The sequence below is a fragment of the Burkholderia ubonensis subsp. mesacidophila genome (assembly GCF_002097715.1).
GTDB lineage: Bacteria > Pseudomonadota > Gammaproteobacteria > Burkholderiales > Burkholderiaceae > Burkholderia > Burkholderia mesacidophila.
In genome coordinates this window covers 1,328,767-1,352,999 of record NZ_CP020737.1, presented here as the reverse complement: position 1 = coordinate 1,352,999, position 24,233 = coordinate 1,328,767, and the positions used below count along the sequence as shown (strand labels likewise).

Sequence of the window (24,233 nt, the reverse complement as noted above, 5' to 3'; positions counted from 1 at the left end):
GTTCGCGTCATCGCCCGCGGCTGTTCAACGCGTGCAGGTGCTCGACCGTCGCCGTCACTCCGCCGCAGACGATCACCGCGATGCGCGACGCGGTGGCCAGCGCGGGCGTTGCCGCGTCGAGCGCGGCCAGTGCGGCCCCGCACGCCGGCTCGACCACGATCCGGTGTTCGTCGAGAAACCGCAGCGACGCGGCAACCGCCGCCGCGTCGGACACGACGACGGTGTCGGTCGTGTGGCGCGTCGCCCACTCGAGCGCCGCGTCGCAGGGCCGCTTCGCGCCGAGCGACGTCGCGACGCTGGTGATTTCCGGCAATTCGACGGGCCGCCCCAGTGCGACCGAGCGCGCATAGCAGTCCGCGCCTTCGGTCTCCGCCGCGACGACCGGCACGTCGCGCCAGCCGTTGCGCGCGAGCCCCTCGAGCACGCCGCACAGTAGCCCGCCGCCGCCGACCGCCAGCACGACCACGTCGGGCTTCGGCCCGGCCGCCGCCATCTCGTCGATCATCGTCGCGTGGCCCTGCCACAGCACCGGATCGTCGAACGGGTGCACGAACGCGTCGTGCGGGCCGAGCACGGACTGCGCGAACGCATTCGCTTCCGCCCAGGACGCGCCGTGCACGACCAGCTCCGCGCCTTCGATGCGGATCAGCTCGCGTGCGCGCGCGGACGTACTTTCCGGCACCACCACGAGCACGGGCACGCCGAGTTCGCGACCCGCATACGCGACCGCGATGCCCGCGTTGCCGCCCGACGACGACACGAAACGGCGCGCGCCGGCGGCGCGCCGCGCTTCGCAAATCGCGCCGATGCCGCGCAGCTTGAACGAGCCGGACGGCTGCATGGCCTCGATCTTGAGCAGCACGTCCTTGCCGAGCCGGCGGGACGCGGCCTGCGAACGAACATAGGGGGTCTGGATATGGAGCGGCATGGGATTGAGGCGCGAACAGGTGAAATGACGCCGTCCATCCTACGTCGCGCGCACCATGCTTTCCAATACCATCGAATGCCGGCTGCTATGCTTGTCAGGCATATCTGATCGACGAACGGGAGCCGCATGCGACAGGTCGAATTACGCCATCTCCGCTACTTCGTCGCGGTCGCGGAGGCCGGCAGCGTGATGGCGGGCGCCCGCGCGGTCGGGATCGTGCAGCCCGCGCTGTCCCGGCAGATCCGCGAGCTCGAGGACGCGATCGGCACCCCGCTGCTGGTCCGCCGCGCGACCGGCGTCACGCTGACGGCGGCCGGCGCGAGCTTCCTGCGGGATGCGCAACGCCTGCTCGCCGACCTGCGCGAGAGCCGCGAGCGCGCGCTGCGCAGCGCGGCCGGCGAGCTCGGCGAGCTGCGGCTCGGCGTGCTGCCGAACTATTTCCCGCTGCCGGTGGTGTCGAACGTGCTCAAGGCGTTCCGGGACGCGTGCCCGCACGTGAAGCTGTCGATCGCGCCGATGCTGTCGGCCGACCAGGCGGCCGCGATCGCGCGCGGCGAGCTCGACGGCGGGATCATGGCGTGGCGCCGAGACGAGGCGCCGCACCTGGCGGGCGTGCGGCTGCTGAGCGACCGGTTCGTGCTCGCGATGCCGTCCACGCCGGGCCGCCGCGTGCGCGCGCCGAGCCGGCCGGCCGAACTCGCCGACGCGCCGTTCGTCTGGTTCGATCCGCAACGGTCCGCCGCGCATCACCGGTTCCTGATCGAGCAGTGCCGGCGGGCGGGCTTCACGCCGCGGATCGCGCAGGTCGGCAGCGACATCCCGACGCTGATCGGGCTCGTTGCGGCCGGGATGGGCTGCGCGTTCGTGCCGGAAAGCGCGGCGCCGTCGTGCCCGGACACCGTGCGGCTGGTCGCGCTCGACACGTTCGCCGACCGCTTCGACGTCGAATTCGTGTACGACGGCCACGCGGTCTCGCCGGTCGTGCGGCAGTTCCTCGCGGCGCTGCACGCGACGGCCGACGCGTGAACGCGACGGTGCCGATCCGTCGCCGGCCTTCGTCAGCTGAAGAACATCGCCACCAGATGCCGCAGGTAGTCCGGGATCTGCGTCACGACCTGCCGGATGTCGACGTCGGACAGGTAAAGCAGCACCGACAGCGGGCCGAGCCACAGCACTGCGACCACGAAATCCCTCATTGCCTTTCTCCCAGCGGCCGCACGTCGCGCTGCCCGACAGCACGTCGCCGCCGCACCCGCCCCGAGCGCTGGAAATGCGCGTTGATCGATCGCACGCCGCCGCACGACCTCGCCTCTCGCGGGCAGATGGCCATTCCGGCGGCTCCTCGTTGATGCTCGCGCCCGTCGTTCGCCTGCCTCCGCGTTCGCGTCGCCGGAAGCCTGTCATCGTCGGGATGTCGCTCCGTTGCGGTCCTCCGTCCAAACCTTCTCGTCACGTTCGGTAAGACAGCACGTTCCATGCCACCGGATCGGCAACCGCATCCCCATGTGCCGAAGACGCGCAACGGCGCCGCCGTGCGCAGGCGGGCCAATACGATCGGTTGCGGGGATGAAACAGGCAGCGCGGCGTGCGCCGCCGCACGCTCGAAAGTGGCGAGAATCAGCGCGCTGCCGTCAGCGTCGCGCGTTCGCCCATCCCGGCCGAACACCGCGCCAATCTGACAAAGCCGACATTTTTCTTACGATTCGGCGTGCTGCGGCCAGCCCGTCGCCGCGCCGCCGGAATGTTTCAAAAACGACACGCGCGGGAGCGACGGGCGCGTCGTGCGCAGTGTTGGCGGCATCCGGCCCGGTCATCCGGGAAGCGCCCGACGCGAATCGGTCCGGTCAGCCGGCGGCCGGCGCGATTTCGTTCGATTTGCAGTTTCACGACGCCGGCAACCCTGTTGTCAGACATTTGAAATATCCGTCGAAAATCGGTCATCGAGCACTATTTCCAATTGTTACAACTCGAAATATACTGCGCGCGCATCCAACCCTCGTGCCTATGAGAGGATGCCTTCACGCCTCGGTCACGGTCCGCCCGTGTCCGAGGCTTTTTTCTGGCGCGCGCCCGGCATCGCGGCAACCGCGCTCGCCCCGTCGCGGCGGGGTTCCCGAGCGCCAGGCATTCGCCGGCCCCGACCTTCATTGTTGATTCAAAATCAAAATAGTTTCGATCCAAGGCCGCTTTTTCCGCAAAAGTAAAGCGGGCACACTCCGTCCTGCCATCAACGGCCGGCCGAACCGGGCGATGCCCGCACCCCGCTGCCGCCCGCACCCAGGAGCCCTTACGTGAACCCCTCGACCTCCCCCACTTCGCGCCCTGCCGGCAGCGCCGCGCTGCCGCTCCTGGCACTCGCCGCCGGCGCGTTCGGCATCGGCACCACCGAGTTTTCGCCGATGGGCCTGCTGCCCGTGATCGCCGACGGCGTCCACGTGTCGATCCCGACCGCCGGCATGCTGATCAGCGCGTATGCGATCGGCGTGATGGCCGGCGCGCCGCTGATGACGCTGTTGCTCGCGCGCTGGCCGCGGCGCGCCGCGCTGATCGCGCTGATGACCATCTTCACGATCGGCAACCTGCTGTCGGCGATCGCGCCGAACTACACGACGCTGCTGCTCGCGCGGCTCGTCACGAGCCTGAATCACGGCGCGTTCTTCGGGCTCGGCTCGGTGGTCGCCGCGAGCCTCGTGCCGCGCGACAAGCAGGCGAGCGCGGTCGCGACGATGTTCATGGGCCTCACGATCGCGAACGTCGGCGGCGTGCCGGCCGCGACGTGGCTCGGCCAGGTGATCGGCTGGCGGATGTCGTTCGCGGCGACCGCGGGCCTCGGCCTGATCGCGATCGCGGGCCTGTTCGCCGCGCTGCCCAAGGGCGAGGCCGGCAAGATGCCGAACCTGCGCGCGGAACTCGCGGTGCTCACGCGCCCGGTCGTGCTCGGCGCGCTCGCGACGACGGTGCTCGGCGCCGGCGCGATGTTCACGCTGTACACGTACGTCGCACCGACGCTCGCGAACCTGACGGGCGCGACGCCCGGTTTCGTGACCGCGATGCTGGTGCTGATCGGCATCGGCTTCTCGATCGGCAACATCGCGGGCGGCCGGCTCGCGGACCGCTCGCTCGACGGCAGCCTGATCGGCTTCCTGCTGCTGCTGATCGCCGTGATGCTCGCGTTCCCGGCGCTCGCCGCGACGCATGCGGGCGCGGCGGTCGCGCTGCTCGTGTGGGGCGTCGCGACGTTCGCGGTCGTGCCGCCGCTGCAGATGCGCGTGATGCGCGCCGCGTCCGAAGCGCCGGGCCTCGCATCGTCGGTCAACGTCGGCGCGTTCAACCTCGGCAACGCGCTCGGCGCGGCGGCCGGCGGCGCGGCGATCTCGGGCGGGTTCGGCTATGCGGCGGTGCCGGTGGCCGGCGCGCTGATCGCGCTCGCCGGGCTCGCGCTCGTCGTGCTGCAGGTCGTGCAACGTCGGCGCGCGTCGCTCGCGACGAACGCGTAACGCGTAATACGCATCGCGGCGTCCGGCCTCGTCCCGGCCGGCCGCCCTTCCCCCTCCCCGACGCGCGGGCCGCCTGACGAAGGCGGCCCGCCGTTCGTTTACCTGCTGTCCCGGTGCGCGGCGCGCTTGTATGTTCAAGCCTGACCGGTACGGTAAAGTCTGGGAGCAACCAGACTGAACCGTGTAGTTTGATTCGCGCTTGGGCCAATGAGCCCGTTTCTGAGTACAGAACGCACGGTTGCCGTGCTGGTCTTCCCGAAACCCGAACGGTTACCCGCCCCGATCTGATCGAGGGCGCATGCACAAGCAAGGGATCTGAAGATCATGTCTGCTTCCTCAGTAATGGTGGGTATCGACGTAGCCAAGGAGCACGTCGATATTGCGGTATTGGGCGCCGAACGCATTGCGCAGCGATGGGCTAACGATGCCGAGGCACATTCGGCCCTGGCAGCGGCCCTGCAACCCCTGAACGTGGCTCTGGTCGTCATGGAAGCCACGGGCGGCTACGAAGCGGCGCTTGCGTGTGCGTTGCAGGCGGCAGGCTTGCCGGTCGCCGTGATCAACCCGCGTCAGGCGCGCGACTTTGCCAAGTCGATGGGGCGTCTGGCCAAGACCGATACGATCGATGCTCACATGCTGGCGGAGTTCGCATCGGTACTGGTTCGTCGCAAGGATCTGGCCAACTTCATTCGACCGCTGGCCGACACCCAGCAACAAGCGCTGGCCGCCATGGTCACACGCCGTCGTCAGTTGCTCGGCATGTTGCTGTCCGAGCGGCAGCGTTTGCAGCTGGCCATTCCGGTCGTACGCCCGAGCATAGAAGCCATGATCGACGCCATCCGCAAGCAGCTTGATGATGTCGACGCCCAGATGGTTACCCACGTCCGCGCGCACTACAGCGCACTCGACGAACTGCTGCGCTCGGCAAGCGGTATCGGCCCAGTGGCCAGTGCTACCTTGATCGCAGAACTGCCCGAACTTGGCCGGCTCAATCGCCGCCAGATCGCTGCGTTGGTTGGCGTCGCTCCGATGGCATGGGACTCGGGAACTACCCGGGGGCACAGGCGCATTCAAGGCGGACGGTTCGATATCCGTCGCGTCCTGTACATGGCAGCGCTCACCGCTTCGCGACGCAACCCCGCTATTGCCGCTTTTTATCAACGACTGATCGCCGCAGGCAAACCGCCCAAGGTCGCGCTGGTTGCCTGCATGCGCAAGCTCCTGACCGTGCTCAACGCCATGGTCAAAACCAGCACACCTTGGGACAGTTCGCTTCATTCCGCTTGACTCGCTAGACGGTTACTCAGAACCGATGCACGATGCCGAGCTGCACGCCGCGCGCATTCGCGCCCGGATACGCGAGCGGCAAGCCCGGGTTCGCCGCGCCGGCGAGCGTGTAGCCCGCCTGGTTGCGGTTGCGCAGGTATGACAGCGCACCGTAGAAACTGGTGCGCTTCGACAGGTCGTACTCGTACATCAGCCCGACCTGGTCGGCATGGTTGCGTTGCGACGACTGGTCGTGCGAGTACGCATAGCCGAGCGCCACATAGTTCGCCGGGTTCAGCTGATACTTGACCGACAGCCCGTAGACGCGCGAATCGATGCCGATGTCGTCCCACCTCACAGCCGAGAATCCGCCGTAGACGGTCGCCTTGCCGATCGCGTACGACGCGCCGGCCATGATCGTGCGATCCGTCGTCGCCGCCGTCGCGCTCTTGAGCCATTGGCCCGCGACGAACGCCGCGAACGGCCCATGCTCGTAGGTCACGTCGAACTGCTGGCTCGATCCGGCCGAGCGCACGCCGCCCGCGTCGCCGAAGCCGAAGTACACGCCCGCCTGAAAGCCGGCGATCTCCGGGCTCTGGTACGACACGGTATTGCTCGTGCGGAACGCGAAGATCGTCAGGTTGTCCATGCCGGACGCCTGGGTCACGCCGCCGAACGCGTCCTGGCCGCCCTGGTCGTTGAAGAGCGGCGAATTCTGGCGGCCCGCGCGCAGCTTGCCCCACTGCCCCGCGACGCCGACCCACGCCTGCCGGTTGAACATGCGGCCCGAATCCGCGAACGTGCCGTCATTCGGATTGAAGCCGTTTTCCAGATCGAACTCGATCTTCTGCCCGCCGCCGATGTCCTCGGCGCCCTTCACGCCGAACCGGCTGCCCCACTGGCCGCCCGAACCGATCGCCGCCGTGTAGCCGTTCCCGGTGTTCACGTATTGCGCGAACTCGTCGATCACGCCGTACAGCGTGACGCCGTCCCGGGCCAGCGCCGCGCCCGAGCACGCGAGGGTGGCGGCCGCGCACGCGGCATGAAGGCCGGCGCGCGCCGGCGGCAGGCGCAGCGAGGCCGCGCGATGTTTCATCAATTTAGTCATGCTATCTATTCGACGGAATGCGCGCCGACGCGGAACGCGTTCGGCGCACCGTGCCGTCATCGAGTGAACAGGGAGATTCGGCCGGCGGATTGCCGCATCGCGTGGCGCGGCCGGACCGGGGAACGCGGGCGTCCGGCCGGAACCGGACGCCGGATCGTCAGTGCTGGATCTCGCCGCGTTCGAGCGGGAGGATCAGCCGTTCGGGAATCTGGCGGCGCGACGCGCGCGCACCGATGTAGTACAGCACGGCAGGCACGAGCAGACCGAGGATCCACGAGATGTCGGTGCCGCCCAGCGCATCGACCAGCGGGCCCGTGTAGACGTGCGTCGACATGAACGGCAGCTGCACGAGCACGCCGACCACGTAGATCGTGATCGCCATCGCGTTCCAGCGCCCGTAGCGGCCGTCCGGATCGGACAGCGCGGGCACGTCGTAGCGCGACCGCGTGAAGCAGTAGTAGTCGACGAGGTTGATCGCGCTCCACGGCGTGAAGAACGCGAGCAGGAACAGGATGAACGCGGTGAATTCCTTCAGGAACGAGTGGCGGCCGGCGAGCGCGAGCATCGTCGACACGCAGATCATCCCGAAGATGTACGCGAGGCGGCTCTTCGACGACACCGCGCCCTTGCCGCGAAAGCCGCTGACGATCGTCGCCATCGACATGAAGCTGCCGTACGCATTGAGCGCCGTCACGGTCACCTTGCCGAATGCGATGCTGAAGTACAGCAGCGCCGCAACGGCGCCCGTCGAGCCGAGCCCGACGATATAGGCGACCTCGTGATGCGCGAACCGGCTGCCGGCCAGCGCCGCGGCGAACACGCCGAACACCATCGCTGCCTGCGCGCCGAGCACCGACCCGAGGCCCACCGCGAGGAACGTGCGGACCGACGACGTCGAGCGCGGCAGATAGCGCGAGTAGTCGGCGACGTACGGCCCGAACGCGATCTGCCACGACGCGGACAGCGACATCGACAGCAGGAAGCTCGCGAGCGAGAAATGCCGGTTCGCGAGCAGCGCGCCGATGTCGTGATTCGCGAACAGCTGCGCGAACATGTACACGAACGCGGCGATGCCGATCACGCTCGCGATGCGGCCCACCGCATGGATCGCGCGATAGCCGCACACGGTCAGGCACACGATCACGGCGGCGAACAGCAGGATGCCGGTCGCGTCGTCGACGTGCAGCAGCTGCGCGACCGCCTGCCCCGCCAGCACCGAGCCGCTCGCGGAAAAGCCGACGTACATCAGGCACACCAGCACGATCGGGATCATCGCGCCGTACACGCCGAACTGCACGCGGCTCGAGATCATCTGCGGCAGGCCGAGCTGCGGCCCCTGCGCGCCGTGCAGCGCCATCACCGCGCCGCCGATCAGCTGCCCGAGCAGCAGCGCGACCAGGGACCAGAACACGTCGCCGCCGAGCACGACCGCCAGTGCGCCCGTCACGATCGCCGTGATCTGCATGTTGGCCGACAGCCAAAGCGTGAACTGGCTGAGCAGCCCGCCGTGACGCTCGGCGTCGGGGATGAAATCGATCGAACGGACCTCGATCAGGCTGCCGCCGGCTTTCCCGCTGGAATTGGTTGACACGGAGTTATCTCCAAATTGCTTAGGATCACAAACACATCCATCGATGCTGCGCACCTGCCGAACCGTCTTTAACGACTCGTCGCGGTGGAACTTGGTCGAACGCCGTGGATCGCCGGCCTGCGCCAGGCGCGCATGGTCAGCACGCCGGCGCGCATCGACACGCACGCGTGCCGACATTGCCAGCGGATCATCTTGTATATACAACTTGCGGGAAATCGGGAATTACCCGAAATCGGTCAAATTTCAAAATCGTCCGAACGGACCTTCGGGATGCCGCCGCTATTTCGGATTCGGCTCCGCCGCCATCTCGCCGGCCGGCAGCAAGTGCAGCATCAGGCGCGCGGCCTCGGCGTTCGTCGTGTGCAGCCATTCGTCGTAGTCGCCGCCGCGCAGGATCACGACGCCCCGCTTCTCGTCGCCGGGCCGGTGCATGCGCGCGAACACCGGGTGACCGTCGGCGTTGACCGTCAGCATCGTCATGCCGATCACCGGCGAGCCGTCGTCGCGCGCGTAGCGCCGCCAGATGCCGGCGACGCAGCAGGTCTGCCAGCCGGCGAGGCCGATCCGGTGCCAGACGTTGCGGCCCGATTCGTAGCACGGCTCGCAGACCCAGCGCGCCGGGATCAGGCAGCGCTGGCCGTCGCGCCATGCCTTGCCGTACAGGCGCGACGTCCCGACCGTCTCGGCGCGCGCGTTCATCGTGTCGAGCTTCTTCTGTTTCCGGCCGTCGTCGTCGACGCGCTCCGGCTGCATGAACTTCGGCCAGAAGCCGAACACCGCCTTCACGGCCGCGGCGCCGTCGCCGTCAGCGCACACGATCGGCGCCGCGTAGTCGGGATAGACGTCGGGCTCCCACGGATCATCGCGAAACAGGTCGCCGATGCCGATCTTCAGCTCGCTGATGCCCGGATCTTCGTCCGGCGCGCGGTAGTTGGTGCACACGGAAGAGGCCTGTCGCGAAGGGGGATGCATTCATCTTAGGACACCGCGCACCGGCCGTCGTGCGTCGTCTTTCGTCTTACGTGGCATGCTTCAGGAAGCGCGGCCCGGGACATCCCGGGCCGCCTGTTCAGATTGCCTCAGCCCTCAACCTTGCGGTCGCGCTTGCCGGCGCCGCCACGCATAGAGGCACACCATCTCCATCGCGATCGTCGCGCCCGCGAGCGACGTGATCTCGGCGTGATCGTACGGCGGCGACACTTCGACCACGTCCATGCCGACCAGGTTGATGCCGCGCAGGTGGCGCAGGATCTCGAGCGCCTGATGGCTCGACAGGCCGCCCGACACCGGCGTACCCGTGCCCGGCGCGAAGGCCGGATCGAGGCAGTCGATGTCGAACGTCAGGTAGACGGGATGATCGCCGACGCGTTCGCGAATCCGCGCGGCAACCGCCTCGGGCGTCGCGCGATGCACCTGCCGCGCGTCGAGGATGTCGAACCCCATCGGCTCGTCGTTGGTCGTGCGGATGCCGACCTGCACGGATCGCCCGGGCACCACCAGGCCTTCGTTGGCCGCGTGGAAGAACATCGTCCCGTGATCGATCCGTTTTCCGTCCGGATCGGGCCAGGTGTCGGTATGCGCGTCGAAATGCACGAGCGACAGCGGCCCGTGGATCTTCGCATGCGCCTTCAGCAGCGGATAGGTGATGAAGTGGTCGCCGCCGAGCGTGAGCATCCCGCAGCCGTGCTTCAGGATCTCGTCCGCGTGCCGCTCGATCGCGTCCGGCACCGATTCGGGCCGCCCGGCGTCGAACGCGCAGTCGCCGTAGTCGACCGCCGCCAGCACGTCGAACGGGTCGAACTCCCACGGCCACGGACGCTCCCACGCGATCCCCGTCGACGCGACGCGCAGCCCGCGCGGGCCGAAGCGCGTACCGGGCCGGTGCGTGACGGCCGAATCGAACGGCACGCCGGTGAAGGCCAGGTCGACGCCCGCGAGATCGCGGCTGTAGCGGCGGCGCATGAAGCTCGTCGCGCCGGCGTAATTGGCTTCGACCTGGGTGCCGTACAGGCTCGAACGGGTAAAGGCGAGATCGTTGCTGCTCATCGGGCGGGTTCCTTTCACCAGCGGGAAGTGGGTCGCTCATGCGACGTCAACCCGGATTCTGCGGCGCCGCCATCCAACGAAAAACATGAACTATCATAAGTTGACTTCAACGAATTTCGATGTATCACCATGCTCACCCAATTGAGAGACATGGACCTGCAGTTGCTCCGGCTGTTCGTGACGATCGTCGAGAGCGGCGGGTTCAGCGCGGCGCAAGGCCGGCTCGGCATGGCGCAGTCCACGATCAGCACGCAAATGGCCAAGCTCGAGACGCGCGTCGGGTTTCGGCTGTGCGAACGGGGCAAGAGCGGCTTCCGGCTGACGCCCAAGGGCGAGCGCGTGCTGCAGTCCACGCGCCGGCTGCTGCAGGCGCTCGATACCTTCACGCGCGATACGCAGGACGTGTCCGACACGCTACTCGGCGAACTGCGCATCGGGATGTCCGAGCGGCTCGCGCCGGACGTCGTCGAGTCGATCGCGCGGGCCGTCGGCCGCTTCCGCGCGCGCGCGCCCGACGTGCTGATCGAAATGGTCGCGCTGCCGCCCGACGAACTCGAACGCAAGCTGGTCAAGGACGAGCTCCAGCTCGCGATCGGCTATTTCTCCGGGCGCCACGCCGGGCTGAACTACGCGCCGCTGTTCGTCGAGCAGCAGGCGCTGTTCTGCGGCGCCGCGCATCCGCTCTTCGCGAAGCCGGCGGTGGGGGTCGACGACGTCGCGCAGGCGAGCACCGTCGCGCGCCTGTACCGGATGAGCACGCCGGCGTCGCGGCTGCGCGGCCTGCCGCCCACCGCGTTCTCGGAGAACGTCGACGCCGACGTCGTCTTCATCCTGTCCGGCGCGCACCTCGGCTTTCTTCCCGACCATATCGCGGCGCCGTGGGAGTCGGCCGGGAAGCTGCGCAGGCTCCTCGCGAACAGGATGAGCTACGCGATCGAGTTCCAGCTCGCGACGTCGAAGAACGCCGACGACAACGAGGTGCTCGACGTCTTCCGGCGCGAGCTGGGCGATCAGTTCGGGGCGCCGGCGAGGCGGGCGTCGAAATAGCGCGCGAGCGTGCGCGCCGGTACTCGTCGAGTCGATCAGCCTGTCCCGTTTCTCAACGACGGTCGCCGTCAGCCGGCGTGCGCCGCATCGTCGACGCGGAACAGCGACACAGCCGCGTACAGGCTCTCGCTCTGCGTTTCGAGCGAGGCGGCCGCCGTCGACGCCGACTCGACGAGCGCGACATTGTGCTGGGTCGTCGCCTCCATCTGCGTGACGCTCGCGTTCACCAGCTCGATGCCGGTCGTCTGCTCGCGCGACGCGAGACTGATGTCGGCCATGATCGCGTTCACGCTGCCGACCGCTTTCAGGATCTCGTCCATCGTCGTGCCGGCGCGCACGACCAGTTCGCTGCCGTCGTGGACGTTGCGGGTCGACGCGGCGATCAGCTCCTTGATTTCCTTCGCCGCGGCGGCCGAGCGCTGCGCGAGCTGCTGCACCTCGCTCGCGACGACCGCGAAACCCCTGCCCTGCTCGCCCGCGCGGGCCGCTTCCACCGCCGCGTTCAGCGCCAGGATGTTGGTCTGGAACGCGATGCTCTCGATCACGCCGACGATGCCGACGACGCGCGTCGAGCTGTCGGCGATCGCATCCATCGTCCGGATCACCTGACGCACGACGTCGCCGCCGCGCGTGGCGATCTCCGACGCGTGCGTCGCCAGCGTGCTCGCATCGTGGGCGTTGTCCGCGTTCTGACGCACGTTCGCCGTCAGCTGCTCGATGCTCGCGGCGGCCTGCTGCAACGACTCGGCCTGATCGCCGGCGCGCATCGACAGGTCGCGGTTGCCGAGCGCGATCGCGCGCGCGTCCAGCCGGATCGCGTCGGTTCCGGTCCTGACCCGATGCACCACCGCGACGAGGCCCTGCCGCATCCCGTTCAGCGCATCGAGCAGGCGGTCCATCTCGTTGCCGCGTCCGGCCTCGACCCGCCCGGTGAGATCCCCCGCCGCGATCCGCGCGAACGACTCGACGGCCGAATCGATCGGCGTCACGATCGCCCGCGTCAGCGCGCGATGCGCGAAGATGCCCGCGACCAGCGCGATCAGCCCGGCCGCGCCGAACGCCCACAGCGTCATGCGAAAGCGATCGGCCGCGTGCTCGAAACGCGCGCGCTGGCGCTGCACCTGAAACTCTTCCAGCGCGGTGAGGGCCTGCTGATACTCGTCGAACCACGCGGCCGGCATCTCGCGCAGGGTGCTCAGGAAATCGACGACGTTCTCGTCGTCGAGTTGCCTGAGTCCTTTCGCAAATGCCTGCGACAACAACCTGTCGCGCTTGCCGACCAGCGCATCGAGCAACTGGCGCTCCGGCGTGTCCGGCTCATGAAGCGACCGGTATGCGGCCAGCTCGCGGTTGCTCGCGGCGAGCAGCGCGTGGAGCCGCTTGATCTCGGTGACGGCCGGCTTGCCCGCGCTGATCAGCTGCTCGACGTCGGCCATGCCCACCCGGAACATCAGCAATCGCTCCGAGCTCGTCTTCAAGTGGACGACGGACGCCGTGTCGTCGCGGTACATCGCGTCGATCGCCGTGTTGCTCGTGGCGAGCGCCAGCACGGCGGCCGCAATGACCGACATCAGCAGGAACGTGCAGCCGGCGATGGTGGCGGCGAGTCCGCCGCGAATCGTGACGTTTCTGAACATGTTCGCCAATCAGGCTCGCGCGCGGCATCGGCACGCGCGAAGCGTCTCAGGAGGAATCGGAACAGACTCGATGGCCGGTCGTGCCACGGCACGCCGTCAATAGGGCTATCGGTCGCGCAGTCGCTTGTCTGCAATGCAGATGCGACGCCGTTCTGCTCGATTGCGACTTTTGCCTATCGCGTCCTTAACGAGATTCAATTGGCGAATCGTCTGATGAACCTTTTACATTGGCGGCGTTGCTTCGCAACCCACCTCAGTCAAGGAACATCAACGACATGTCACACTCCGCGAACCGACTTCTGCAAGGCGTGATCGCCGCGACCTGCGTCGCGCTGAGCGCCTCTCCGCATGCCGCCGAACTCACGCGCGACAACGGCTCGCCCGTCGGCGACAACCAGAACTCGCAAACGGCCGGACCGAACGGTCCCGCGCTGCTGCAGGACTCGCACCTCATCGAGAAACTCCAGCGCTTCGATCGCGAGCGCATCCCCGAGCGCGTCGTGCACGCGCGCGGCACCGGCGCATTCGGCGAATTCGTGCCGAGCGCCGACCTCAGCGACCTGACGACGGCCAAGGTCTTCACGCCCGGCACGAAGACGCCCGTGTTCGTGCGCTTCTCGACCGTGATGGGCTATCGCGGCTCGCCCGAGCAGGCGCGCGATCCGCGCGGCTTCGCGGTGAAGTTCTATACCGAGCAGGGCAACTGGGATCTCGTCGGCATCAACCTGCCGATCTTCTTCATCCGCGACGCGATCAAGTTCCCGGACTTCGTCCATGCGAACAAGCCGAGCGCGGTGACCGGCGTGCAGGACCCGAACCTCGCGTTCGACTTCTTCGCGCACGCGCCCGAAGCGACCAGCATGCTGACCCGGCTGTATACGGACGAAGGCATGCCCGACTCGTACCGGCACATGGACGGCTTCGGCGTGCACGCGTTCAAGCTCGTCAATGCCGACGGCAAGACGACCTACGTGAAGTTCCACTGGAAGAGCCAGCAGGGCATGCACGGGCTCCGTCCGCAGGACATTCCGGGCTCGATCGGCGCGGACTGGAACCTGATGACGAACGACCTGTACGGCGCGCTGAAGGCCGGCAAGTATCCGAAGTGGGATCTCACGATCCAGGTGCTGAATCCGTCCGACCTCGACAAGTTCGACTACAACCCGCTCGACGACACGAAGGTCTGGGCCGGCATTCCGGAACGCACGATCGGCACGCTGACGCTGAACCGCGTGCCGGACAACTACTTCGAAGCGACCGAGGAATCGGCGTTCGCGCCGTCGCGGATGGTGCCCGGCATCGAGCCGTCGGAAGACCGGATGCTGCAGGGCCGGATGTTCTCGTATGCCGACACGCAGATGTACCGTCTCGGCGCGAACTTCAATCAGTTGCCGGTCAACCGTCCGCGCGTGCCCGTCACGAACAACAACCAGGACGGCGCGATGAACTTCGGCGACCGCAAGGGTGAAGTGAACTACGAGCCGTCGACGCTGAACGAGCTCGCGCAGAACCCGCGCTACAAGTCCGCCGCGACGCCGCTGTCGGGCACGACGCAGCAGGCCGCGATCCACAAGACGCTGAACTTCCGGCAGGCAGGCGAGTACTACCGCGCGCTGTCCGCGCAGAGCCGGCAGGATCTCGTGACCGCGCTGTCGGGCGACCTGAATCACGTGACGAACGATGCGAACAAGTACGCGATGCTGTCGTACTTCTACAAGGCCGATGCGGACTACGGCACGCGCCTCGCGCGCGCGACGCACGCGGACGTCTCTCGCGTGAAGTCGCTCGCCGACAAGCTCGTCGAGAACTGATCGACTGATCGACGCGACGCAGCGAAGGCCGCGATGCGGCCTTCGTTTTCCCATCCGTCTGATCGCGCCGCGTGGCGACACGCGGCGCGCCTTGCCGATGAACAACCGATTCCGAACCGCCCTCTTTCGCACGCTCGCGATCGCGTGCACCGCCGTGCTCGCCGCGTGCGCGCAGACCGCGCCGCCCGCGGCCGTTCCGCATCCGGATGCGCACGCCGACCTGCGCCGCTACGACGACGCCTGGTTCGCCGCCGCGCGCCTCGGCCGCATCGACATCCTGCAGGCGCTCGTCGCCGCACACTATCCGATCGATGCGACGACGCGCGAAGGCTACACCGCGGTGATCCTCGCGGCCTACCGCGACCAGCCGCAAACGCTCGACTACCTGCTGCGAGCCGGCGCGGACCCGTGCGTCGGCGACCGCCACGGCAACACCGCGCTGATGGGTGCGCTGTTCAAGGGCGAGACCGCGATCGCGAAACGGCTGCTCGATACCCGCTGCCCGATCGACCAGACCAACCATGCCGGCGAAACCGCGCTGTCGTTCGCGGCGCTGTTCGGCAGGCTCGACCTGCTGCCGGTACTCGTCGCGCACGGCGCGAATCCGGATCACGTCGATGCGCTCGGCCGCACCGCGCTGCAGAACGCGATCCTGCAGGGTAACGATGCGGCCGTCGCGGCACTGGAAGCGGTCGGCGCGACGCCGAACGCCGACGTGACGCTGCGGATGCGGCCTTGACTGCGCGTCAGCCCGAGCAGGCCTTGCCGCCCGCCGCGCGATAGCCGTCCGCCTTCGCCTGACCTTCGGACATGTAGACGCCGCTCCTCGTGTTGCCGTAGTACGGCGAACCGGGACAGTGATACACGCCGGAACTCGTGTTCACCCACACCTGCACCCCGCCGCCGCCATCCGACGAGCCCGGCGCCTGCAGGTTGGCCGCGTTCAGCACCATCGCGAGCCGCACGCCGGCGCGGCTCAACTGCAGCGCGACGTCCTGCTGAGCGGTCGCGACGTAGTCGGCGGACAATGCATAGGCACCCGAACTATCTGGCGCAGGCAGCTTGCCGTACGCATCCCGCTTCGCGATGTCGAATGCCTCGAGCGACCAGTCGCGCGGCGTCTGCGACTGCCAGGTCGCGAGCTGGCTCGCCGTGATGTTGCCGGCCAGCTGCGTCGCGATCGTGCCGGCGTCGCTGCCCAGACCCTTGAGGAACGCCGTGTCCCAGTAGCTATGCAGCTTCCCTGACGCGATGCCCGGCGCCGACACCATCTTGTCGTTGCCGCCGCGATCGTTGTCGTCGCTCGAATGCAGCGGCTGGTGCAGGTCGCCGACGAAATGCAGCAGGAACTGCAGCGCGAGGAGACGCTCGGCGTCGCTCGTCTGTGGTGACGCGAGTTCCTTCGTGAACTGGTCGATCTTGTCGACCACGCACGCGTTCGCGGGCCCGGCCGACGCCGGCGTGTTGACCGGCAGCGGCGGATGCCCGTTGCACGCGGCGTCGATGTCGCCGTTGCTGATCTCGGTGTCGACGAAGTGCCAGTTGGCGGTGGCGGAATGCGTGGTGCGATAGCGGTCGGCCCAGGTCGCCTCGTTGGCGATGTCCGTCGCGGTCAGGCCGCTCGCGTCGTTCGCGAGCATCGCGTTGACCGCGGCGCGGGTCGTGCTGGTCAGATACTGATCGGCGATCTTCGCGACGATCTGATGCCCTTCGTCGCCCCACGCGAACGCGCGCGGCGCGATCGTCAGGAGCAGCGCGCCGCACGCCAGGTAACGGCGCGCGCGGTCGAGACGGCGACGGCGCGGCTGGCGGTTCGGTTGCTCGGCAGGTTCTGCCTGGGCCCTCGGTTGATGCATTGTCATTGTGCGTTTCTCCGGAGTTCCTGGATTGAGAAACGGCGCCCGATGCGGGCAACCGTCATCGTCATGACGACCAGAACGCGGGTCGGGGTGGGTCCTTCCTGTCTGCCAGTATCAATGGCATGACCGACACGCAGCAGCGCAACGCAGCCTCGACCGACGCGCACTGTCCGTCCCTACGCACCGGCAACGGCTGGCCGGTGTACAACAGAGGCAGGACTATACGCCGGGAATGTGACGGTGGTTGTCTGCATGCTTCGCGGCGGCTGAGGCATGCGTTGTGGTGACAAATGCGCGAGGACGCACGCCTGGAATGCGACGCCACCGAGTAAAACGAATTGTTCAAGAAAGTCAAATCAATGGCGCGCAACGTCAACCAAATTGGAATATAAATTTTCCGGAGCGCGCCACCCCATCCCTTCTTCAACTATAAAAAATGCTAGTTCAACCCAGTTGGCGTGGGGCCTAAAATCCAATCTACCTTAGCCGACGCACACCTTTGCAATTTAGGGCCAGGCCGCCGATTTATTTTCAAAATAGCTGACAAACATTTCATCGAAGAGTCAATGGCGCTCATCGCCAGAGGTTGCCACTAGATGGGGTGTTGATTCGCAAACCCGTCGACTGCAAGGCGCGCTGACGCATGCGCGCAACAGCGTCCAAATAAGGAACCGTATCGATCACACGTTTTAAAAAATGTTTGCAGCTCGACTTTTCCGCAATCAGCCCATATCGGGCGAAATATTCTGTCATGCGCCACGAAAACAAGGGGTCGAACATGTCAAAAATCTCGGTATTACGCATTCATCCCGCCATTGGAATGGCACGCGTCGGCAACAGTGAAGAATACTATATTGCACCGGAAACCTCGGCTGGCTTATCGACGGAAGCCTCGACATCCATTACGGGCGGACTCCCAATCAAGCCGGACACGGAAAATACGACGATTACCAGCAGTGACCTGCGTGATGCCGAAGGACGCCTTAAGCGGCAAGCGGCACGCTTCAGAATCGTTCTATCCGAGCAGGATACGGACCCCTATAATCAGTACCCCATGTATTCCGGGACGGAAATAAAAATTGGCTCAATTGTCGCCGGGAAAACCGTGATAGATATTGTATGGACAGTTCATCTCGCCAACAAGAAAGCCAATTGCTGGAGACTGGAGCCGCTTAAGAATGATGGACTGGCGGGACTTCCCGCTTACGAGGGCGGCAAACGTCCTGAGTTGCGCAATCTGGATTTTGGGTCCGATCCCAACAGCAAGGACAGGTTGCGAAAGCTGGTTATCGACGCGGGACCACGCGCCATCAAGGCGTCTCAAACGACGACCATCAAATTCGATAAATTCGGGACAGCAAGCTATGGCAGCACCAATGAATTCAAAAAAATCAAATCCCTGCCCAATTATCCAAAATCCTTTCCCGCCTCTGATGCGGTGAATCCGCTCCTGAACAATTCAACTGTCGCGCCTCCATCGGGCAGCAACCCGATCACGACGCTAGGCGAAATGACCACAGATCGCTACGGGCGCTTGCTCGTCATGGGTGGCTATGGCCGCGCATGCGGCTTCGACGCCCAAGGCAATGCGAATCCTGATGAGCCATTGAATCATGACGTCGATAATGACAATTGGCTTGACGATACTTCAGACGGTCCGGTTTCCGCGTTTCTCGTTTTCAATGATGGCAGCACGCGTGTCGTGGATAGCGATGCATGGGTAGTTTCGACCGATCCTTCATATGCTCCACAGATTAGAAATGTCGTTACGTTGTGGGACGATATTTTTACCACATGGACCGAGAAATTCCAATTGAACCCAACCCTCTACAGGCTCAAAAATTATCAACAAAGTTACCTTCCTAAATTCGATGACGAGATCCTTCCCATTCTTCAAGCAGCAGAACTGCAGAGATGGAGCACTAATTTGCCATGGAATACCCCCGGAGGGTCCGACTTTCACCGAGTCGATTCACTCAAGGAAAGTCCAAGCGCTACATTTAGCCAAATTCGAAACCCAAACGACCCCAATCAAGCATTGGAAAATAATTATTTGATGCCGCTTTCGCTCGGCGACAGTCAAAAAAGCTTCTTGACGCTGACCACGTTGCAGTATTTTCTTGTTGAGCAATGGGCAAATAAGCGATATTCCAATGACAAACCCAAGATGCTCGGCCTGGGCGAGGCGCTTGACAAGACAGTCCTGACGAATTGCCTGGGCGGGCGTCTTGGCCCTGGAATCGATATGACTTTTATCGTCCGCGATCCGAATCTATACAAGGCAGATTGGACGAATGACCCCAATACGCCCCCCAAAATGGCCCCGAAGATCGGGCCTTTTCGAATCAATGCACGCAAATTCGATTACAGCGCCGCAACCAAAGCCGAGCCATTCCTTAGCGTAGGCTATATACCGCTTGATCCCGATCACAAGGAAATAGAGCCAGGTGATCTGGGCAAATTCATGGCGATTCCCTGGCATACCGACTACAACTCATGCGCGACGCATTTGCCCGACCCTAACCCGGACGGAAACACGAACTTATATTGGTCGTGGCCTGCGCAACGGCCAGTGGCGGTGTACACCTACGATGACTTGGCCGCTGTTAAAGGTCAATCCAACCCACCTGCCACATTGCCGGATTATCAACGCTATTCTGTACGAGGAGAAGGCACGTGGGCCGGGACGGCGGACATGGTTGGGCGTTACCAGCAACGCAAAGGCATCCTGGTTAATTGGGACAAAATCGGCTTTGTCATACAAGGTCCCGCGATAAGAGGATACGACAGCAAGATTTGCCGGGAAAATTGGTACGTCGAAGTGGAGAGTCGTTTCGAAAAGGACTATAGCAACAAGGTCTATCCTTGGCCCAGCCAAGAAATTGATCCCCCTCCGACGTCAAACACGTGAGTCTCGAAGATCCATTCTTGCCTAATCGGTCGCGTACATGCTAACCGTTGAAAAATTGGCAGTGGCAAACCCAAGCAAGGTGCGCTATCAGGTAGCGGTGGTCGGTGGCGGGCCGGCGGGCGCCAGTTGTGCATTGGCATTGGCAAGGGCCGGCGTCGCCGACATCTTGATCGTCGAAGCGGGCTCGTACGGCAGCGTCAGGATTGGGGAGAGCATTCCGCCGGAAGGCCGGATGCTCTTCCGGAGTTTGGGTATCGACGCGGCATTCCTGGCGCAAGCGCATGAGCCGTGCTACGGAAGCTGCTCGTATTGGGGGAGTGACAAGCGCGGATACAACGATTTCCTGCTCAGCCCCCATGGACATGGCTGGCATCTCGATCGACGCAAATTCGACGAACTCCTGGCATCGCAGGCGCGTACCGCAGGCGTGGAATTGCTGACCGAGTGTTCGCTGTTGGCGTCCGAGCCGTCCAGCGGCGCCGGATACACGCTGAGCATAGGACGCGCCGGACAGGCTGTCTCGCGCGTACAAGCGGACTTCGTCGTCGACGCAAGCGGTGCGCACGCTGCGTTCGCCAGGCAGCGCGGCGCCAAACGCGTGAATTCGAATCCGCTTGTCTGCATTGCCGCAAGACTTCCACGATTCGATGCCGATGCGCCCTTTTCCAGGTTGACTCAACTTGAAGCCGTCGAGCAAGGCTGGTGGTACGTTGCATCGGTACCGGGCAACACGGTCGTCGTCATGCTCGCAACGCATGCGCAAGCGGTCCGAACGATGCGCCTGTATCAACCGGAACACTGGTACAGCCTGCTTGGCGCCACTTCCCATACATCGCGGCTGGTGCGTGGACTCAGTCCGAATCCACACGATCTCCATTTGAAGTCCTGCCCGGCGCCGTCCTACTGTTTGGACAAACTGTGCGGAGATCAGTGGCTTGCGATCGGCGATGCTGCATCGGCCTACGATCCCATCACGGCTCAAGGGATCGTCAAATCACTGATGAACGGTATTTCCGCGGCGAAGGCGATTCAGAATCGAATGGGCGGGAATCCTCGTGCGATCGAGGAATTCAAGCAGGCGCTGCGGATACAGTATCGTCAATATCTGAAGATGCGACACTACTTTTATTGTCTCGAGCGGCGTTGGCCGCAATCGGAATTTTGGCGAACCGTACAGCGTGAAGTTGAGATGCCGCACACGGCGCCTGGCCAGTGAGCGAACCGCTGATTCAGATCTGAACGAGGCACTATCAAATTTGCTAGCTGGTAGATCACCTTCGATTCTCATAATATCGGATACCTAAAAGTAAAATTTTCCCCGCACCACCAAGAAACGACGATGGCCGCCGAGGCCGACATAGTGTGATTTCCCTCTAGAATTAAAATGAGCAAGGAGTCCGCAATGAAACGATACGCTCTGCAGAGTCTACTGGCTCTGTCAGTAAGTCTCGCCATTGGTGCAATTATTGCAGTTAATCCGACTCATGTCTCACAGGCGCAATCCAACAAGACAGCGGCCGCCATACAGATCTCGTCATCGGTCCCAAGCGAATTGAACCCGCCGTTCAACGACAAAGGTGGCGGCGCACCGACGGCGACGCCAGAGCAGGCCGCGGCATTTGCATGGCAGGAGTTCATCGCGCTGAACTGGCCGGCGGGTCCGCAGGAGGGCAAAATCGGGCAGCGGGATGCGCCGTCATCGAAATACAGGTTCGGTGATCCCAGCTATACCGGTCCTCTGGTATGGGAAACGTTTCGGAGCAAAGTCGAGATCTTTCCTGGCAACTTCCAATTCAAATCCGGCATGCCTACGTACGGTCCGCCGCCGGGCTATCCCGGCGTAAAAGATCCGTCGCTCGGATATGATGCGCTGCCCGCCTACAACTACGGCACGTCCATTCAGGCATGCCGACCCTCGCAGCAGCGCAACAGTACGCCCTGGATCAATCTAGACGAAACTGATCAGATCACGCTTGCCAACATGTTCGCGGGCGTCGTCGACAGTACTCAGGCAAGCGGTAACAGTGCGCCGCAGCTTATCCGCTTTCTTGCAAAGGCCAATCGCTCGGAATACGTCTATGTCGCGGGCAATAGCGATCCGAATGATTCATCGAAGCAGTGGTGGGCCAGCATTCCGTCAAACGTCGTCACGGATACGAAGAACTATCTGGCGAAATACAAGACGAGTCCGCCTAATAACGGAACCAAAGGAAGCAAAACTTATGTCAGCCTGCCGGACGGAACGATCGAGATCAAGGCAGGATGGCGTCAGCTCAGCGCCGACGAAATCAAATCCGGCCGGTTTCACATGCAATTGGTTCGTTTTTACGAGAAGGTCGGGACCACCGGCACCAAGTGCTTTCGCGATGCGATGTGGGGGTTGGTCGCCCTGCACATCATCCAGAAAACACCCTCCGCGCCGTATTTCATCTATGCGACGTTCGAGCAAGCAGACAACCTTCTGACGTCGGACGGCAAGCCCGTCGAAGACGCCGACGGCCAGGTCATCGGCTCACCCGCTGCAACCGCCACGACACCACAAGTTTGCCTCGTCGATCCGCAACCGGCCTCGCAGCCACAAGGTCAGGAAATTCCCAGCAACCTCGGCTCGGTCATCCTGACCTCCGATCCTGATCGTTGTCGGCCGCTAACCAACGCAAGCTACTGCAAAGCGCCCGGGAAACAGCTCTATTACCGCAATGAACAAAGCATGAATCCGAGCGGTGGATACATTTGCGTGAACAAACGCGACAACGCCATTCCTGACTACGTCGTCAAAGCCAACATGCAAGCCCACGCTGCTATTGCGGACCATCTCAAGCAAGCGGGCATCCCCACCTCGCCGTGGATGGCGTACAAGCTGATCAACGTCCAGTATTTTCCGTACGACAAGAATCCCGATCGCAACAAGCCTAACGGTTCCCCCTACACTCCTGCGAGCGCTCCGTATAGTGCTTCGAATCCGGCTGCGTCGAGCTATTACATGGCGAACATCGTCGTGGAAACGAACCGCTCGTTGCAAATGTTCAGTGGCGGTCTGTCGCCCAACGTCAGCACCGACTGGAACCAGGACGGCTCGAAGCACAAGAACACTTATTACGGCGGGGTGTTCCACAACATGGGAGGGTGCATGGGCTGTCACGGCAGCCAGGGCCAGAATCCTGCAGGTCAGGCCGGCGACTTCAGCGTGATCCTGGCACGCGGCACGGTAAGCTCACCCGAAGCTCCGGCGGCCGAAACGGCCGGCGGACTTGCGTCTGCCTTGCGTAATCGAAGCTTGAAGTAGCCCATACCACAACATTTCTCCACGAAAGAGGATGCAAATGACAAACGACCATGCACATGAAGCACAGAGCGGCCAAACCCAGGTCACATGGAACAATGGCATTAAGCAGATGTTCACGCAAAAGGACATTGATTGCATGAAAAAAAGAGGGCTCGATTTGAGCAGTTATACCGCCGTCAGGAGCAATGCGTCCAATATCTACACGCGAGTCAAGAGCGGATCGATGCCCGAGCCCAGCTCGGGCGAGAGTCCCTGGTCTCAAGACATGGTGAACCAGTTCCTCAGTTGGTGGCAAAATGGCTGCCCGGAGAATTAATCCGCATTCGAAGTCGCGCGGCGCCGTACTCGGCGACCATTTTGCCGATATATATAGACTTATATTTGATGCTTCCTCGGAGTGTCGCACGATCGTGCGACACTCCGATTTTGTGTTGAAATAATTTCCCCAATGTGCCTTGTCATTGCCAGGCTCGACGGTAGACGAAAATACTCCCGCCAGTGGCCTCATTAATTTATTCGCGCCTTTTGCTCAAGCCGCAGCGATACTGAGCGGGATCGCCTTCGCCCCCGCTTCAGCTCAATCATGAAATCCGCCCACGACTGCATCATCAAGCGACGTTCCTTGACGAATTGATGAATTTCGCGCGGTTGCATGCCGAGCCAAGCGCATCCGGTACGGCGTGCGCCAACTGGTGTTCAATGACCTCCGGCTTCTGCTCAAGCGCTTCGTGCAGGATGGTGCGGGCTATCGCGCGAAAATCGTGGCCGGTAATTGCCGTGCGTTCGTCGCAGCCCAAACGGCGCAGCGCTGCGTTGATCGCGGCTTCGCACTTCGGCCGTGCAGCCGAACGAGCGCCGGGAAAAGCTCGAGCTCGCACCGACTTCATTCGGCTTGACGAAGCTCGCCGGCACGAACGAACGGCATCGGCGCAAGCGCGTCCCCCTCGAACGTATTGTCGGCGTTCAGCTTGGCGGTGCGTTTCGCGATTGTCGTCGCTCCGTTCGGACGACGCCTACGGCAAGCTTTGCGCGGGCTTCGTCGCGCCTTTTGCGGGCCGTCGCCAGCGTTACGGCAAGGTTCTTGCGACCGGGAAGGAATTCGGAGGAAGCGATCCTGGTGCCGGGGACCGGACTCGAACCGGCAAGCCAGTTAAGGCGGCGGATTTTCGTCACACTGCTTCTTTCAAAGCCGGCATCGTCTAAGCGATGCCGTTCGTGCGCTGGACTATGCCTTCGCCATCGCGCG

Annotated in this window: 19 protein-coding genes and 1 pseudogene; 10 read left to right on the top strand and 10 right to left on the bottom strand. The window is 64.1% G+C overall.

Going from position 1 to position 24,233, the window contains the following annotated elements:
* Positions 1-7: 7 nt before the first annotated feature.
* On the bottom strand, positions 8-928 hold the full coding sequence (locus B7P44_RS06460) for a pyridoxal-phosphate dependent enzyme (RefSeq protein WP_084901942.1): 921 nt from the start codon (positions 926-928) through the stop codon (positions 8-10).
* Between the two features lie 126 nt (positions 929-1,054).
* On the opposite strand from B7P44_RS06460, the gene B7P44_RS06455 reads away from it, so the two are divergent.
* Complete coding sequence (locus tag B7P44_RS06455) at positions 1,055-1,954, top strand: LysR family transcriptional regulator (protein ID WP_084901940.1); 900 nt, start codon at positions 1,055-1,057, stop codon at positions 1,952-1,954.
* A 32-nt stretch (positions 1,955-1,986) separates the two neighbouring features.
* On the opposite strand, the gene B7P44_RS37085 is transcribed toward B7P44_RS06455, so the two are convergent.
* A complete protein-coding gene (locus B7P44_RS37085; protein ID WP_167389797.1) occupies positions 1,987-2,124 on the bottom strand; it encodes a hypothetical protein in 138 nt (45 codons plus the stop codon).
* A 1,095-nt stretch (positions 2,125-3,219) separates the two neighbouring features.
* Here B7P44_RS37085 and B7P44_RS06450 point away from each other — a divergent pair.
* Positions 3,220-4,425 (top strand): MFS transporter, encoded by a 1,206-nt coding sequence (locus tag B7P44_RS06450; RefSeq protein WP_084901937.1) that lies wholly within the window; start codon positions 3,220-3,222, stop codon positions 4,423-4,425.
* Positions 4,426-4,749: 324 nt separating this feature from the next.
* Positions 4,750-5,712 carry an IS110 family RNA-guided transposase gene (locus tag B7P44_RS06445; protein ID WP_084901415.1) on the top strand — a complete coding sequence of 321 codons (963 nt, stop codon included), beginning with the start codon at positions 4,750-4,752 and terminating at the stop codon, positions 5,710-5,712.
* A 16-nt stretch (positions 5,713-5,728) separates the two neighbouring features.
* Here B7P44_RS06445 and B7P44_RS06440 read toward each other — a convergent pair whose 3' ends face one another.
* The 4 genes from B7P44_RS06440 to speB form a co-directional block, all read right to left on the bottom strand.
* A complete protein-coding gene (locus B7P44_RS06440) occupies positions 5,729-6,799 on the bottom strand; it encodes a porin (RefSeq protein WP_084901935.1) in 1,071 nt (356 codons plus the stop codon).
* 157 nt (positions 6,800-6,956) lie between these two features.
* Entirely contained in the window at positions 6,957-8,390 is a 1,434-nt protein-coding gene (locus tag B7P44_RS06435; RefSeq protein ID WP_084901932.1) for a purine-cytosine permease family protein, read from the bottom strand.
* A gap of 279 nt (positions 8,391-8,669) precedes the next feature.
* Positions 8,670-9,332, bottom strand: coding sequence for an SOS response-associated peptidase family protein (locus B7P44_RS06430; RefSeq protein WP_084901930.1), 663 nt, complete (start codon positions 9,330-9,332; stop codon positions 8,670-8,672).
* 144 nt (positions 9,333-9,476) lie between these two features.
* The gene (speB, locus tag B7P44_RS06425; protein ID WP_084901927.1) at positions 9,477-10,436 is read right to left on the bottom strand and encodes an agmatinase; all 960 of its coding nucleotides are present in this window, start codon (positions 10,434-10,436) and stop codon (positions 9,477-9,479) included.
* Between the two features lie 129 nt (positions 10,437-10,565).
* Here speB and B7P44_RS06420 point away from each other — a divergent pair, with 129 nt between their 5' ends.
* Complete coding sequence (locus tag B7P44_RS06420) at positions 10,566-11,483, top strand: LysR family transcriptional regulator (RefSeq protein ID WP_084901925.1); 918 nt, start codon at positions 10,566-10,568, stop codon at positions 11,481-11,483.
* A gap of 68 nt (positions 11,484-11,551) precedes the next feature.
* Here the strand turns inward: B7P44_RS06420 and B7P44_RS06415 are convergent, their stop codons facing one another.
* Positions 11,552-13,120 carry a methyl-accepting chemotaxis protein gene (locus B7P44_RS06415; RefSeq protein ID WP_084906467.1) on the bottom strand — a complete coding sequence of 523 codons (1,569 nt, stop codon included), beginning with the start codon at positions 13,118-13,120 and terminating at the stop codon, positions 11,552-11,554.
* A gap of 275 nt (positions 13,121-13,395) precedes the next feature.
* Here B7P44_RS06415 and B7P44_RS06410 point away from each other — a divergent pair, with 275 nt between their 5' ends.
* Complete coding sequence (locus tag B7P44_RS06410; protein ID WP_084901922.1) at positions 13,396-14,931, top strand: catalase; 1,536 nt, start codon at positions 13,396-13,398, stop codon at positions 14,929-14,931.
* 97 nt (positions 14,932-15,028) lie between these two features.
* On the top strand, positions 15,029-15,670 hold the full coding sequence (locus B7P44_RS06405) for an ankyrin repeat domain-containing protein (protein ID WP_084901919.1): 642 nt from the start codon (positions 15,029-15,031) through the stop codon (positions 15,668-15,670).
* A 7-nt stretch (positions 15,671-15,677) separates the two neighbouring features.
* Here B7P44_RS06405 and B7P44_RS06400 read toward each other — a convergent pair whose 3' ends face one another.
* The gene (locus tag B7P44_RS06400; protein ID WP_084901917.1) at positions 15,678-16,793 is read right to left on the bottom strand and encodes a S1/P1 nuclease; all 1,116 of its coding nucleotides are present in this window, start codon (positions 16,791-16,793) and stop codon (positions 15,678-15,680) included.
* A 570-nt stretch (positions 16,794-17,363) separates the two neighbouring features.
* Positions 17,364-17,570: a hypothetical protein gene (locus tag B7P44_RS36185; RefSeq protein WP_133118101.1), complete on the bottom strand. Its 207-nt coding sequence runs from the start codon at positions 17,568-17,570 to the stop codon at positions 17,364-17,366.
* Between B7P44_RS36185 and B7P44_RS06395 the strand changes: the two genes are divergently transcribed.
* The 4 genes from B7P44_RS06395 (at position 17,569) to B7P44_RS06380 (ending at position 23,303) form a co-directional block, all read left to right on the top strand.
* Entirely contained in the window at positions 17,569-19,701 is a 2,133-nt protein-coding gene (locus B7P44_RS06395; protein WP_084906464.1) for a LodA/GoxA family CTQ-dependent oxidase, read from the top strand. The genes B7P44_RS36185 and B7P44_RS06395 overlap by 2 nt on opposite strands.
* Before the next feature lie 37 nt (positions 19,702-19,738).
* Complete coding sequence (locus tag B7P44_RS06390) at positions 19,739-20,917, top strand: NAD(P)/FAD-dependent oxidoreductase (protein ID WP_084901914.1); 1,179 nt, start codon at positions 19,739-19,741, stop codon at positions 20,915-20,917.
* Between the two features lie 186 nt (positions 20,918-21,103).
* A complete protein-coding gene (locus B7P44_RS36180) occupies positions 21,104-22,987 on the top strand; it encodes a hypothetical protein (RefSeq protein WP_133118100.1) in 1,884 nt (627 codons plus the stop codon).
* Positions 22,988-23,024: 37 nt separating this feature from the next.
* Positions 23,025-23,303, top strand: coding sequence for a hypothetical protein (locus tag B7P44_RS06380; RefSeq protein ID WP_133118099.1), 279 nt, complete (start codon positions 23,025-23,027; stop codon positions 23,301-23,303).
* A gap of 213 nt (positions 23,304-23,516) precedes the next feature.
* On the opposite strand, the pseudogene B7P44_RS06375 reads toward B7P44_RS06380, so the two are convergent.
* Positions 23,517-23,850 (bottom strand): annotated as a pseudogene (locus tag B7P44_RS06375) (tyrosine-type recombinase/integrase); the annotation flags it as partial.
* Between the last annotated feature and the right edge of the window lie 383 nt (positions 23,851-24,233).